This is a genomic window from Pajaroellobacter abortibovis (genome assembly GCF_001931505.1).
GTDB lineage: Bacteria > Myxococcota_A > Polyangia > Polyangiales > Polyangiaceae > Pajaroellobacter > Pajaroellobacter abortibovis.
In genome coordinates this window covers 1,757,056-1,770,288 of sequence record NZ_CP016908.1, presented here as the reverse complement: position 1 = coordinate 1,770,288, position 13,233 = coordinate 1,757,056, and the positions used below count along the sequence as shown (strand labels likewise).

Below are 13,233 nucleotides of genomic sequence, written 5' to 3'. Positions count from 1 at the left end.
AATAATCGTTTTAAATGTACAGCTTGTGTGAGTTCATTTTTAATGGAGTGGATTTACAATAAATGAAGAGCTTTATGCTGTGACTCGTCGAGATTTAAGAAAGACGAGAGGGAGAACGTCTGAGGAAGAAAGAAACGATGTTGCCGATGTCCGAACAGCGCGAGACGAGAAGGACGGTCATACCTCCTTTGACGACGGAGAATCCACGGGGGGCTTGCACTTCGCCTCCAGATTCGAACATGCCGGCGAACACACAGGAGGCAGGGAAATCGGGGTCAGCGGCGATATCGCTGATCATGGTGCCGACGATAGCGGCGTCTTCGGGAATATGGAGTTCAAAGGCGATCGATTGTCCTCCGCCTAGGATCATCGCGTGCTGTACTTCTGTATGTTCGATTGCGGTGGCCAATGCGCCGATGAAGATGTCAATTTCGGATAGGATTTCGTTGATCCCTGCAGATTTATAGACAGAGCGGTATTCCGCATCGCGCATTCGCACCATCACGCGCTGGACTCCGGCTGCTCTGGCGAGGAGAGCGACGGCTAGATTATCTGCGTCTCGTTGAAGCATGACCACGACGATGTCTGCTCGGTGAACTTCTGCTTCTTTGAGGAGGCTTGCATCCGTAGCGTCTCCAGCAAAGGCGATGAGACCGTATCGTTCAAAGGCATGTTTTGTGACCATTTCATCGCGGTCTACGACGATAACAACGTGTCCCAATTGGGCTAGATGGGTCGCTACGTGAAGGCCTGCCCGGCCGGCTCCAGCAATTAAGATGCGCATGGGTTAAACCTAACAACTTTGATCAGGGGTGGTTGTTAAATGGACGAAAGTGCGATCGAGATCTTGAACATGCTTGTGGGCTGTATCATGACTGATTAATCCTCTGCGAGCGGCATCCAGTACAGCTGCCTTGCGCGCTTGGAAGAGGAAATTGTCGATGAGATGGTTGTGGGTGAAGGGGGAGAGCTTTGCGCGTACAGTTGCGTCTGCTTCAATGATTGTCCGTTGAAACATGGCTTGTTTTTCAGCGTGATCTTTCCGTGAGATCAGTCCGGAGGCGAGCAATTCATCCAATTCCGCTTGTCCACGTCTTGCGGAAATCCGGGCAGCACGAGCGGATTCCAGGGTCGCATCGGGGATGGCTTTAGTGACCTTGAGAAGATTGAGGAGTTTGGCAAAGGGGAGTGCTTGGGTGACAAGCGTTATAAAGGTGACTCCGTACACGATAGTGATCAACCGATCGCGTGAAGGGACATCCTCGGGGAGGGCGAGGACAGCTGCCATCGACAAAGCCCCTTTGACATTGCCGGCAACCATGACATGCTGCCAACGCAGAGGGATGACTTCGCGAGTTAATGCGCAAAGGCTTCCTAAGCAGCCGTAGACAGCGACCGCTCGCCCCACGTGAAGAGCAATCAGTGCGACCACGATCGAGCCAAACTCATTGATCAACATTTGCGGGTGGATTTGCATCCCCACTAAGAGAAAGAGGAATACGTTGAGTGCGAATCCTGCCGTTTCCCAAAAGCCTTGCAACGCCAGTACGTGAGCAGGTTCGAGGAGATTGCGGGCCGCTCGCCCCACTGCAAGCCCCGCGACTACGACGGCGATGACAGAGGAGATGTGCATCCGTTCGGCGAGAAGGGATGTTGTGAAGACAAGGACGCAGGAAACTAAAATCGTCGTTAGATGATCGGGGGTTCGACGGAGGATCGCTGTTCCCACAGCGCCTAAAGCAGCTCCGAGACTGACCCCTCCGATGATGGCGACGATCAGTGAGCGTAAGATTTCGACAGAACTGAACCCTCCTCGAAGAGAGGCATTCGTCGCCACGCTTAAAAGAACGAGTGCTGTCCCATCGTTGAATAAGCTCTCCCCTTCCATGATCGAAACGAGACGATGGGGGGCTCTGACACTTCGAAAGGCCAACAAGACACTGACTGTATCAGTAATGGCCAGCAGTGCGCCGAGGAGCAGAGCGGATGAAAAAGAAAGGTTAAGGGCAAACGTAGCGATAGCAGCGGTGCATAGGAGAGAAATGACAACACCTGGCGCAGCGAGCGCAAAAATAGGTCGCTTGGCATCTTTTAGACTGTCTGCATCGGCAAAAAGCGATCCTTCGAATACGAGAACTGGCAGGAACACGACGAGAATGAGTTCGGGGTCAAGCGGCGTCTTCGGGAGGACATTGGCAACCACCAGCAAAAGCCCCATGATCACGAGCGCTACATTGTAAGCCACATGGAGCCGCTTGGCCCCTATGGCTACAAGGGAACCGACCCCGAGTGCAAGAAGGAGACTTTCTAGATGCTCTCTCATGAAGTTGTGTGTCTTTCGATCATGCTACCGATTTTAGGAATTGCGCTCTCAACATGCTTTTTCGCTCCTGATCGCAGCTTTTGATAGGTTGCCTTGACCAGCGTGATGGAGACGTTCTCAATGCGCTTGTCTGTAATGGCGAGGAGAGCTTCTGTGACTTGCGACTGGTTTTGCATGAAATATGACTGCACCGGCATCGCTTGCGCTATAGCCTCTTCGTAAAGAGGATCCAAGGCTTGAGCAAATTCTGGCAAAAGGGCTTCAACAGCTTGATGGATAATGTTGGGCTTGATCCGTTTAACAGCTTGATAAGCCCCTTTGATCACTAACCCAGCAATTCCACTTTTCCCTTGTACCTCTTCTTCAATGAGTGCACAACAATCCTTAATGACTTTATCTCGTATAGTAGTATGGATCAGCCGTTCGCTCAATTTTCCCATAGTCATTTTTCTCACCGCAGGTTAGTAAGTGATCCACCAGGATCAGCTTTTTTCTTCTTGATACCAAGTTCTCTTCTTTAAACCCCAATCCTTTTTGAGATGCCACCTTAAAATTGATTCCAATTGTACGATGATCCCTCGCTATACTCCTCATGAATTTCAGCAACTGTGGTCTGTACATTATCGTTATCGGGTGTGGCTTGACGTGGAGCTTGCTGCTTGCCAGGCGATGGAAGAGGCGGGCATTGTCCCCTCGGGGGTTGTCCATTCTATCCGAAGCCGTTCCATTGTTCTCAATCCCGATCGAATTGAAGAAATCGAGCATACTGTCAAGCATGATGTGATCGCGTTTCTGACCCATCTCGAAGAGCAAATTGGGATTAAAGCTCGATGGCTTCATCGTGGGCTTACATCGAGCGATGTCCTCGATTCTTCCTTGGCCATCTGTTTGCGGGATGCTGCCGATCTGTTGGTGACCCGCTGCGATCAGCTTCTCTACGCATTGGCTGCACGTTGTCGTGAGTATGCCAAGACCCCTATGATCGGTCGGACCCATGGAATGTTTGCGGAGCCGATCACGTTAGGTCTTGCACTTGCCAGCCATTATGCCGAAATCAAGCGAGGTCGAGAGCGACTCCACCGTGCAAAAACCGAAATTGCTGTCGGCAAGTTGGCAGGGGCTGTCGGGACGTATGCTCACATTTCGCCAGCGATAGAAACTCGCGCTTTAGAATTGCTCGGCTTGACCCCGGAGACAGTCAGTACACAAGTGGTCTGCCGCGATCGGCATGCTTCTTACTTCTGTGCGCTTGCCCTGTTGGCGGGGGCAATGGAGCGGTTTGCAACCAATCTGCGACATTGGCAGAGGTCGGAAGTCGCGGAGGTGGAAGAACCTTTTACCCAAGGACAGAAGGGATCGAGCGCGATGCCCCACAAGCGCAACCCGATTCTGAGCGAAAATCTTTGCGGTCTTGCACGTATTGTCCGATCTTTTGTAAATCCAGCCTTGGAGAACATCCCTCTTTGGCATGAGCGAGACATCTCCCATTCGTCAGTGGAGCGCTGGAGTGCGCCTGATGCGACGACAGCCCTCGGCTTTATGCTGGAAAGGGCCACTTCTCTCATCCGAGGGATGGTTGTGTATCCTGAGTTGTTGAACGCGCATTTGGAGAAGGCAGGTGGCCTGTATTGTTCAGAGGCCATTCTTCTCAAATTGGTGGAGGCAGGTATGTCGAGGCAGGTGGCTTATCGCCTTGTTCAGAAACAAGCGGTGCGCGCTCTTCGGGGGGAAAACTTTAAAGCTTGTATTCAAGGTGATCCAGAGATTGTATCGCTGATTTCAGCTGATCAGATTGATTCTTTGTTCGATCTGGAACACGCTCTGGTACATGTCCCCTCTGTGATTGAACGCGCGCTTCAATCCGGTTGAATTAGCAAGTACCATTCGGAACCTTTTATTGAACTGAACTGATAGCAAAACGGACAAGGGTTGATCAACATGAGCGCAGAGCAGGCACCATGGGTAGGTGTGGTGATGGGGAGTCAGAGCGATCTGTCGGTCCTTTCTGCGGCCGAACAGATCCTTGAGGAATTGACCGTTCCTCATGAACTCAGAATTGTCTCAGCCCATCGGACACCTGATTGGATGATGGAATATGCAAAGACTGCCGAATCGAGAGGCCTTTCTGTTTTGATTGCAGGGGCAGGGGGGGCTGCTCATCTTCCTGGTATGTTGGCTTCTCAGACTCTTCTTCCTGTCTTAGGCGTGCCTGTCCCTGTTCCACCTCTGGATGGCTTGGACTCTCTCTTGTCGATCGTTCAGATGCCCAAAGGAGTTCCAGTAGGAACCTTGGCGATTGGGCGGGCAGGTGCAGCGAATGCAGCTATTTTGGCGGCTCAGATCCTGAGCCTCCGCTATCCTGAGATTAGGGGTCGGTTGCGTACTTGGCGAGAACGACAGACGCAAGAAGTACTTCAACATACGCGGGTATCGTGAGATGAAAACTGTTTTTGTTGGAAGCACATTAGGCATTTTGGGAGGGGGACAGTTAGGGCGAATGACCGCCATGGCAGCTCGCTCGCTTGGTTTCTCTGTCCATGTGCTCGATCCAGATCCTGTCTGTCCTGCCAGGCCTATAGCAGATTTGTATATGCAGGCCCCTTTGGATGATGCTGTATCCATAGGCAAGTTTGCTCAGTCCTGTTCTATAATTACGATGGAGATAGAGAAGATAGGTCTTACTGGTCTTGCGGCTGCTGGTCAATTTGTCCCTGTCCGTCCATCAAAGGATGTGCTTGCGATTGTCCAGAACCGGATCGATCAGAAGGATTGGTTGAGCCGTTATGGCTTCCCCGTGGGGCCTTATGCGCCTGTTCGGTCTGAAGCAGAGCTTACATCTGCGCTTAGACAAATAGGGCTTCCTTCCTTGCTCAAGACTTCTTTTGGTGGATACGATGGTCGAGGGCAAGTCCTTCTTTCTGACTCCATCTCTACCCTTCAAGGCTGGTCTTCTTTAGGGCGTGTGGATTGTATTCTAGAGCGGTTGCTCCCTCTCCAGGCTGAATTCTCGATTCTTGTGGCCCGCAGACCCCAGGGTGAAATCGCTGTCTATCCCCCTGCGATGAATCGACATAAACGTGGTATTTTGGCATTCTCAACCATCCCAGCGATGCTTCCCAGGGATGCTGTCAAACAAGGGGAAGAGATCGTTCGTTCGATGGCTGAATTGCTGCACGTGGAAGGGCTTCTGACAGTCGAATTCTTCTTGACGGAAGGAGGGGATGTGTTTGTCAACGAACTGGCTCCTCGCCCTCATAATTCTTTCCATGGTTCGGAAAAAGCTTGTCGAGTCAGTCAATTTGAGCAGTTTGTCAGAGCTGTTTGTGACTGGCCGCTTGGACAACCAGAATTGATCCAGCCCGTTTCTATTGCCAATCTATTGGGGGAGCACTTTCTTGAAGATCCAACTGTTTCTGTGGCAGCTGTGTTGAACATGCCTAATGTAGGGGTTGTGCTCTATGGGAAGAAAGGGGCTTGTCAAGGTAGGAAGATGGGGCATCTTTGGGCTGCTGCTTCTACGCCAGAGGGTTCTATGGCTTTGGTCCAACAGGCCCACCGTCGGTGGAGCGATCCCTCTTAGGCAAGCTTATTTTCTGTCGACGGATCCAGACCCGACCGATCAGAAACAGGATCGCTGGCAAGTGATAGAGACGGAGACGGCTGATTTCGTCTGCATAGATCGGTTGCACAGGGACTTCACAAATTCTTAACCCTCTGAGAAGCAGCTGCCCCAGCAGATCGTTAGGATATCCGTACCCTGGCCATAGTGTTTCAAAGTCGATTTGCTCACAGGCTTGCCTTGAAATGGCTGTATAACCGCACTGACTATCTGAGATCCGTTGTCCCATCGCAAGGGAAGTCAGGGAAGAGAAGAGGAGTCCTCCCCATCTCCTGGTGATGGGCATCATGCACTTCAGGTCAGGATGTGCAAAACGAGATCCTTTTACATAGTCAGCTGTCTGGAAAGCGATGGGTTCGATCAGGCGGGGCATATCCTCTGGCTTCATCTGGTCGTCTCCTGCCATCACGACCAGCACGTCGTGCTTTCCCCCTTCTGTTCTGAGCGCTTCTCGGTATCCCGTTATGATAGCAGCACCTACCCCTCGATTCGAAGTATGATGGAGAATTTTCAATCGGGGGCTTTCGTGGGATTTAACCGCGGCGATGGTGGAATCTGTACTCGCATCATTGACGACGAAAACGTGGTCGACGTAAGAAGGGATCCTGGCTAAGACTCGACCGATGCGAGGGGCTTCGTTGTAGGTTGGGATAATGACAAAGATCTGGCTTTGATCGATCATAAGGGCGGATACATTTCAAATGAAGCAAGTAGACAATCAAACCGTAGTCAAATCGGGAAGATGCTTCTTCTCTCTCCGAACAAAAACGTTCAGTCTGATTGGATTGGGTTGTGTGCTTTTGGGGCTCATGTTTACAAAAAGGGAGTTTTTGGTTTCGTCCTTGTTCTTATCGGATACGAATCCACGGGGGGCTTATCTGCAGATCGCAAAAGATATCACAGAAGACCATCCCGAGAAAGTATTCAACTATTTGGAAACCGAAGCGCAATGGGCCTGTTACACAATTCGGGATGCACGGAAGAGGGCCTATGAACGCATCGAAGCGACCTACCCTGAACTAGAAAAAAAGGCTATGCTCTCTACCTATCGAAGCATTGCGTCAGCTGCGGATGGTGCGGAGGTATTTGCACTTTTAGCAAGAAAAAGGCAGTGGTTTGTACGTCTCCGCAAAAGGCTTGGTCAAATCGCGCGGGTTGAGATCAAGGGGGATTGGGCAACCGTCAAAACAGCCCAGAGAGAATCCTATGGATTTCGTAAAAAAGAGAATCGTCGGTGGGGATTGACGCTCTTTACGCAAGATCTGTCAGCGGAAGCGAACCGCGCCTTTCAAGATCTGTCTGTCATTGAAAAATCTGCGGAAGACTATGAACACGCATTGAAATCTCTCTCTACGTCAACCCCTTGAACCTTCGTACTCCTCTTAGGATAAAGTCAGGATGACGTTTTCGTTCGTTTAGGTGGAAGAAGGGGGAACTTGTGTTTGTAAGCTATCGATCGCATGAATGAGCGGGGATTCTCCCTTCATCCAGGGGGTTATCGCTTGATAGACCATCCTCTGCCGTTCAAGAGTCGATTTGTCTTTAAAAAGAGGAGAGATCACAAAGATCGAATAATGTCCTTCTTCCCCACTCACTTCCACAATCGCTTCAGGGATGTGCATCAGGATCGCTTGTTTGATGGTGTCTATCATGGAGTGATGATCAGAGGAAAGGAGACTGGACATTCTCTGTATCCTTTATCAATATCGAGGAACTGCTGGGTCGACCTGGTAGGACCAGGCCTCAATTCCCCCATCTAGGTTGTATACATTCTGGAACCCAAGCTGAAGCGCTTTTACAGCTGCGTGGTAGCTACGTATGCCGTGATGACAATGAAAGACAAGAGGCGTCGCACGGTCAAGCGCCATGAGTCCTTGCTCCCCCATTTCATCAAGGGGTTGAGCCTCTGGAATATGGGCAAGCGCTCGCTCTGAGGAGGGCCTTACATCCAGTAAGAGGAAATGTTCCTCTCCATCTAGTTTAGCTTTGAGTTCATGTGGAGGTAACCTTCGGACAGTTGGAAGTAAATGAGCTGCATTCATAGGTAAGATCCATAGTCGATATTTTATTGAGTTGATAGAAATCACTCAAGAGAGTTGGTAATTCCTTCGAGGGGCTTACTTCGTTAAAAGCTGGGCATAGCTCGTTTCCCCCTGGGCATTGATGAATTCCACTTTAAGCTGAGTATCTTCGATGGCGATGAACACGAAACCCAGTTTGTCAGATTGGAAGTTCACTTCATTTTGCCCTGGCAAATGTGTCGCTTCGGATCCAGCTCCGCTTACGATCAGCTGGGTTCCTTTGCAAGTTTCTTTGATCCATTGTAAATTGTGGTCGTGACCAGCTAAGTAGATATCTACTTTACCGCATATCCAATCTTCAAAAGCCTCTCTCATTCTTTGCCCTTCATTGGAGCCAAACAGCGTTTCTTTCCCTGCATTCCCATGGGGCCCGTTGGATTTGTAAGGATGGTGCCCTGCCATAATCTTCCATTGCGCGGCGGAAGCCTGGATCCAATTGGAGACCTCTTCTTTCTGCTTTTGGCTTTGGGCCCAGCCCTTAATAATCGTCTGCGTATCGATGATAAAAAACTCAGCCTCTTTCTCTTTGAAGTGATAATAGGGATTGGGCAATTTCCATCGCGGTGAAGTTTGTGCATACTCCATGGCGAAGCTTGCCTGCTCGATCAGCTCCCCTTTGCCGTATTGCCCGTAATCGTGGTTCCCTAAAGCGATGTGAAAGGGGAAATGGAGATTTTGATAGGGATTCTCAAATTTTTCTTTAAACTGAGGATCTTGACTAGACGAGGGGCCACTCGGATAGATCACATCACCTAAAACAATTGCAAAGTCACACCCGGCTTCTCGGTCACATTTTTTTTGGATCGCTTTTGCAACTTGGTATTGAGCGGTGTTCCCTCGCCCGGTATCTCCAACTGCGATCAAATGAATGGACTTCTCTCGGTCAGCATTTTGTTCTGGGGTAGCTGATGATGCGGAGGGGAGCGAAGAGAGAGAAGCCTCTTCCTTAGAAGGGGGCATAGTCTTTTTATGGCATCCAAGCACGCAGGATGATAGCGCAATCCCTGCGCATAGCTTTTGGCAAGTATTTAAAAAGAAAGGGAAGCTGGAGAAAGGAGCCCTCTTCATTGACGAAACCTCAACCTTCCTCCTATTCTATTTCTCCTCGATTTGCTAGAGAATTTCATGGAGGGGGATGACTCATCGTTGAATATGGCTTTAATGGCTTTATCCTTGATCAGTCGATCAATCTAGATCTAGGTCGCATGTCTCATTTGGTTTCTTGTTAACTTTTAATTTTTTGCTACTACTAGGAGTCTCACGTGGAATTGCTACCCCTACAGGCCCTTGGAGTGGGGGCGACTGCCCTTGCTGTGGCCTTTCTTTTGTTTTGTAAGGTTAAAGCTGCCCCCGAGGGCAACGAAGCAATGGCTCGTATCGCCCGCTATATTCGAGAAGGGGCGCTTGCATTTCTGATGCGTGAATATAAAGTCCTTTCTCTTTACGCTTTGATTGTTTTCGCGTTGCTTTTCTATGCGCTTGGTTCTCTGGCAGCAGTGGGTTTTCTGGGGGGAGCATTCCTTTCACTGCTTGCTGGTTTTTTTGGGATGAAAACAGCTACCTTGGCCAACGTGAGAACGGCTGAGGCTGCGCGCACGAAAGGGAAACCCGCAGCGTTACTTGTAGCGTTGGATGGGGGGGCTGTCATGGGGTTCTGTGTATCAGGTCTTGGTCTCATCGGCTTAGGGATTCTGTTTGGGCTTTACCGTCATCGAAGTGAATTCCCTTATTTGATCCATGCGTTTGCGGTAGGGGCCAGTTCAATCGCGCTTTTTGCGCGCATCGGGGGTGGGATTTATACCAAAGCAGCGGATGTGGGTGCCGATATTGTAGGGAAAGTGGAAGCGAATATCCCTGAAGATGATCCGCGCAATCCGGGGGTGATTGCTGATAACGTAGGCGATAACGTGGGGGATATTGCAGGGATGGGTGCGGATATTTATGAGAGCTATGTCGCTACCATTGTGGCTGCCATGGCGCTTGGCTTAACTCTTCCGGTGTCCGTTCTCCAGCCGCTGGTCCCTCTCTTTATGGATGAAAATGGGTTGCGTGTAGTGGCGGTTGCCCTTCCTCTATTCCTGGCTACGATCGGTCTTGCAGTCTCGGTGGTTGGGGGATTGATCACACGGATGATGATCAACTCTCCTCCTGCCACAGTCCTCCGCTTTGCTCTGATTCTGCCCCCGCTCCTTGTGGTGTTGGTGGCTGCCGCTGCGCTTTCCTATTATCACATCTCATGGGTAGCTCTCATCACGCTGGGAATAGGGGCTATCGGAGGGGTGGCTGTCGGGCTGATCACCGATTACTACACGTCCATGGCCCCCATTCGGAAAGTTGCTGAAAGCGCCTTAACAGGGCCGGGGACCAATGTGATTTGCGGTATAGCTGTGGGGCTTGAGAGCGTTGCTGCTCCTCTGGTGACTCTGTGCATTGTAGGGAGTCTTGCGAATGCTTTTCTCGGTCTTTATGGGATCGCGCTTGCGGCGGTTGGGATGTTGTCTACAGCTGCAATGGTCATGACCGTGGACGCCTATGGTCCGATTGCGGATAATGCGGGGGGAATCTCAGAAATGTCTGGTCTCGGAAAAGAGGTGAGAGACATCACGGATGAACTAGATTCTGTCGGCAACACAACTGCGGCTATCGGGAAAGGGTTTGCGATCGGTTCGGCACTCTTGACGGTAGTGGCGCTCTTTGCTGCCTTTAGCATGGAAGTGAATGCGGTGCGGCGTGCCCATGGAGAACCAGAGATGATGCTTGTTTTGACTGACTCCAGAGTGCTAATGGGTTTACTTTTCGGATCTTTGCTCCCCTGTGTAGTGGGAGCTACAACAATGACCGCAGTCGGGCGGGCTGCTGGTGCGATTGTGGAGGAGATTCGACGGCAGTTCCGCGAGATACCCGGTCTTCTTGAAGGGCAAGCGGATGCAGAACCTCAGCCGGCTCGGATTGTGGACCTAGCGACTTCGGCGGCGATTAAACAAATGATTTTGCCTGGGGCGGTCGCTGTTTTATCTCCAGTTTTGATCGGATTTTGGTTTGGACCTGAAGTGTTGGCGGGGGCATTGGTGGGGTCGCTGGCTGTAGGGGCGACGCTTTCTCTCATGATGGCCAATGCAGGTGGAGCTTGGGATAATGCCAAGAAATACCTGGAGAAAGGGGGGTTGCCAGGACATTTGAAGGGATCTGACGCGCATAAAGCTGCTGTGGTAGGGGATACAGTAGGGGACCCTTTCAAAGATGCTGCAGGGCCTGGTATTTCTATTTTGATCAAGGTGATGGGGGTCGTTTCTCTCATGATTGCTCCCTTGATTGCTTGATTGGAGAGCTCCGCTGGGGTTATGGCAAAAGAAGGTGAGTGTCTCCCTTCTTCCCTAGCGGTTTTTCTTTTCGAGAAAGATCATCTTATTCATTATAAAGGGGATACCATTTACTGTAGCGTGATGACTTGAGAGAAAAGGGCACCTTCAAGGTGCCCTTTTAATCATGAGTGCATGCTCTTAGTTTGGATTTTGCGAGTGTGGTGCCTTAGGGCGAAGAGCCAGCCTATACCTAAAGTTAGAAAAGAGACAACGCTCGAAGGATTGGAGGTTCCCTTCTGGCATTTGCATCCACTTGTACCACTGTCGTCACTGATCGTACCCTCATCACCTGCAGCGTTGGACACATCGAAAGTCTTAGAAGGTGCAGTTGGGTCGTTGGATTCAACCGTGATGGTCGCGCTGGTCTGCTGAGAGGACTTGGGAGCATACGTAATTTTGATCGTGCCTGTGTCCCCTGGGTTGATCATCTGATTGGTACCTGCTACAATGCTAAAAGCAGGATTGCTGCTCTGGATATTAGTGATGTTCAGCTGCATCTTCCCGGTGTTGCGGATCAGTACATCGCGGCTATTCGTCGATCCAACACCCACAGCTCCGAACCCTATCTTTTTGGGTGTTTCAAGGATAGGCAAGGGCATTTGGGCTGTAGTGGTCTCTGAGTTCATTATAGTAGGTATGGTGGTTGTTAGATCGATTTTTTGTCGCAGGGGATCTGTAAAATTTTTCGTCAATGCGTTAAGCCACGTGGCTCCCAATCCTTTCAAAAGTGCATTCTTTGAATTGGGTACGGGCTGTAGATCAGGAGTAAATGTAACTTGTCCTTTAAATGCGAGTTGTCCTTTTGTTGCGACAGTAAGGGGAAGCATACCTTGAGAAGCAACTGAAGATAAATTAGCGGATGTAATCTGAGTTGATCCATCTTGACCTCGGATGCTTCCGTTCAAATTTGAGATATGAATTTCGATGGTTTGGTAATTAAAGTTAAGATTAACGCCAGCCTTGAGCTCTATTTTTGTTTCCGCAGGATCCAAGATGTTGTTTATTCCTGAAAAGTCTTGACCACTAACGGCATTTTCCATTTGTTGAAGCGTACACTTTAGAAAACTAATGCTAGGTTCTTGGGGACTTGTATTGTTGGTAATTTGAATCCAAGAGGGTAATCCTAAACCTGTTCCTGTTCCTGGAGTTGCTTGAACAGCTGTTGGGATGTTAACCCCTTGAAGTGCCCAGGGGTTGAATGATGTTTCTCCTTTAGCTGGAACTGTCGGCATTTGTGTGCCTGCTTGACCTGTAATTAGAGGCAACAGTAATTCGGGTGGGAATTCCATTGGAATTGCAACGTTAAGGAACGAAAATCCAAAGAAAAATCCGACTGTTGGGGAAAGGGCATAGTTAATTGAAGCAGATCCTGTTCCGCTAGGTGATGCGGAAATGTTAAATTCGGTTCCGTCCCATTTAGCAACGAGAAAACCCTTCATAGTAATAACGGCAGTTGGATTTCCTGCATTAAGCTGAAAGCCAGCTTTAGTCTGGATCTGTCCATATAATATTTTAGGTATTAACTCACTTTGTTCAATACAATGATCTGGGGTTTGTTCATTGACAGCTTTGCATTTAGGAACCCAGCCTGTGTCCACACTTGTGTTGAGGGCTTGGCTGTAGGTGAGGGTGATGGGGATTTCGACGGCCGAGCAGAAGGGATCATTCCCGCAGGCTTGCTGGCGAGCGGCATTGGGATCTGTTTTGTCTGCTGAGGCTGTCCCACTCCAGAAGAAGGGGGTGACCAGGGCGAGGGCGAATCCAGTGACACAAGGGTGGGGTACGTTACGCAGCCAGGACAGTTTCATTGAGTATTTCCTTTCTTTTTAAGAAAATGCATACAATTTC

The 13,233-nt window shown here is 50.0% G+C and carries 13 protein-coding genes; 5 read left to right on the top strand and 8 right to left on the bottom strand.

Features of this window, described 5'->3' with window-relative positions:
- Positions 1–94 precede the first annotated feature (94 nt).
- From BCY86_RS08970 to BCY86_RS08960, 3 genes are read right to left on the bottom strand one after another with little or no spacing between them, the layout of a single operon-like run.
- On the bottom strand, positions 95–784 hold the full coding sequence (locus BCY86_RS08970; protein ID WP_075277427.1) for a potassium channel family protein: 690 nt from the start codon (positions 782–784) through the stop codon (positions 95–97).
- A gap of 9 nt (positions 785–793) precedes the next feature.
- The gene (locus BCY86_RS08965) at positions 794–2,323 is read right to left on the bottom strand and encodes a cation:proton antiporter (protein ID WP_075277426.1); all 1,530 of its coding nucleotides are present in this window, start codon (positions 2,321–2,323) and stop codon (positions 794–796) included.
- Positions 2,320–2,763, bottom strand: coding sequence for a DUF6918 family protein (locus BCY86_RS08960; protein ID WP_075277425.1), 444 nt, complete (start codon positions 2,761–2,763; stop codon positions 2,320–2,322). Before BCY86_RS08960 ends, BCY86_RS08965 begins: the two co-directional genes overlap by 4 nt.
- Before the next feature lie 130 nt (positions 2,764–2,893).
- Between BCY86_RS08960 and purB the strand changes: the two genes are divergently transcribed.
- The 3 genes from purB (at position 2,894) to purK (ending at position 5,903) form a co-directional block, all read left to right on the top strand.
- Positions 2,894–4,192, top strand: coding sequence for an adenylosuccinate lyase (gene purB, locus BCY86_RS08955; RefSeq protein WP_075277424.1), 1,299 nt, complete (start codon positions 2,894–2,896; stop codon positions 4,190–4,192).
- Between the two features lie 69 nt (positions 4,193–4,261).
- Entirely contained in the window at positions 4,262–4,759 is a 498-nt protein-coding gene (purE, locus tag BCY86_RS08950) for a 5-(carboxyamino)imidazole ribonucleotide mutase (RefSeq protein WP_075277423.1), read from the top strand.
- A 1-nt stretch (position 4,760) separates the two neighbouring features.
- Positions 4,761–5,903 carry a 5-(carboxyamino)imidazole ribonucleotide synthase gene (gene purK / locus BCY86_RS08945; protein ID WP_075277422.1) on the top strand — a complete coding sequence of 381 codons (1,143 nt, stop codon included), beginning with the start codon at positions 4,761–4,763 and terminating at the stop codon, positions 5,901–5,903.
- Here purK and BCY86_RS08940 read toward each other — a convergent pair.
- Entirely contained in the window at positions 5,854–6,624 is a 771-nt protein-coding gene (locus tag BCY86_RS08940; RefSeq protein ID WP_075277421.1) for a glycosyltransferase family 2 protein, read from the bottom strand. The genes purK and BCY86_RS08940 overlap by 50 nt on opposite strands.
- 19 nt (positions 6,625–6,643) lie before the next feature.
- Between BCY86_RS08940 and BCY86_RS08935 the strand changes: the two genes are divergently transcribed.
- Positions 6,644–7,309, top strand: coding sequence for a hypothetical protein (locus BCY86_RS08935; RefSeq protein ID WP_075277420.1), 666 nt, complete (start codon positions 6,644–6,646; stop codon positions 7,307–7,309).
- Between the two features lie 48 nt (positions 7,310–7,357).
- Here the strand turns inward: BCY86_RS08935 and BCY86_RS08930 are convergent, their stop codons facing one another.
- The 3 genes from BCY86_RS08930 to BCY86_RS08920 form a co-directional block, all read right to left on the bottom strand.
- On the bottom strand, positions 7,358–7,627 hold the full coding sequence (locus BCY86_RS08930; protein WP_075277419.1) for a BolA/IbaG family iron-sulfur metabolism protein: 270 nt from the start codon (positions 7,625–7,627) through the stop codon (positions 7,358–7,360).
- 15 nt (positions 7,628–7,642) lie between these two features.
- Complete coding sequence (locus BCY86_RS08925; RefSeq protein ID WP_075277418.1) at positions 7,643–7,984, bottom strand: rhodanese-like domain-containing protein; 342 nt, start codon at positions 7,982–7,984, stop codon at positions 7,643–7,645.
- Positions 7,985–8,059: 75 nt separating this feature from the next.
- A complete protein-coding gene (locus tag BCY86_RS08920) occupies positions 8,060–8,983 on the bottom strand; it encodes a metallophosphoesterase (RefSeq protein ID WP_075277417.1) in 924 nt (307 codons plus the stop codon).
- 302 nt (positions 8,984–9,285) lie between these two features.
- Here BCY86_RS08920 and BCY86_RS08915 point away from each other — a divergent pair, with 302 nt between their 5' ends.
- Positions 9,286–11,343 carry a sodium-translocating pyrophosphatase gene (locus BCY86_RS08915; RefSeq protein ID WP_075277416.1) on the top strand — a complete coding sequence of 686 codons (2,058 nt, stop codon included), beginning with the start codon at positions 9,286–9,288 and terminating at the stop codon, positions 11,341–11,343.
- Between the two features lie 164 nt (positions 11,344–11,507).
- Here BCY86_RS08915 and BCY86_RS08910 read toward each other — a convergent pair whose 3' ends face one another.
- Entirely contained in the window at positions 11,508–13,193 is a 1,686-nt protein-coding gene (locus BCY86_RS08910; protein WP_075277415.1) for an Ig-like domain-containing protein, read from the bottom strand.
- Positions 13,194–13,233: the final 40 nt, after the last annotated feature.

Excerpts from the sequence above, each read along its gene's own strand:
- BCY86_RS08970 (WP_075277427.1), bottom strand. The coding sequence starts at position 784 with ATGCGCATCTTAATTGCTGGAGCCGGCCGGGCAGGCCTTCACGTAGCG.
- BCY86_RS08965 (WP_075277426.1), bottom strand. The coding sequence starts at position 2,323 with ATGAGAGAGCATCTAGAAAGTCTCCTTCTTGCACTCGGGGTCGGTTCC.
- BCY86_RS08960 (WP_075277425.1), bottom strand. The coding sequence starts at position 2,763 with ATGGGAAAATTGAGCGAACGGCTGATCCATACTACTATACGAGATAAA.
- purB (WP_075277424.1), top strand. The coding sequence starts at position 2,894 with ATGATCCCTCGCTATACTCCTCATGAATTTCAGCAACTGTGGTCTGTA.
- purE (WP_075277423.1), top strand. The coding sequence starts at position 4,262 with ATGAGCGCAGAGCAGGCACCATGGGTAGGTGTGGTGATGGGGAGTCAG.
- purK (WP_075277422.1), top strand. The coding sequence starts at position 4,761 with ATGAAAACTGTTTTTGTTGGAAGCACATTAGGCATTTTGGGAGGGGGA.
- BCY86_RS08940 (WP_075277421.1), bottom strand. The coding sequence starts at position 6,624 with ATGATCGATCAAAGCCAGATCTTTGTCATTATCCCAACCTACAACGAA.
- BCY86_RS08935 (WP_075277420.1), top strand. The coding sequence starts at position 6,644 with ATGAAGCAAGTAGACAATCAAACCGTAGTCAAATCGGGAAGATGCTTC.
- BCY86_RS08930 (WP_075277419.1), bottom strand. The coding sequence starts at position 7,627 with ATGTCCAGTCTCCTTTCCTCTGATCATCACTCCATGATAGACACCATC.
- BCY86_RS08925 (WP_075277418.1), bottom strand. The coding sequence starts at position 7,984 with ATGAATGCAGCTCATTTACTTCCAACTGTCCGAAGGTTACCTCCACAT.
- BCY86_RS08920 (WP_075277417.1), bottom strand. The coding sequence starts at position 8,983 with ATGCCCCCTTCTAAGGAAGAGGCTTCTCTCTCTTCGCTCCCCTCCGCA.
- BCY86_RS08910 (WP_075277415.1), bottom strand. The coding sequence starts at position 13,193 with ATGAAACTGTCCTGGCTGCGTAACGTACCCCACCCTTGTGTCACTGGA.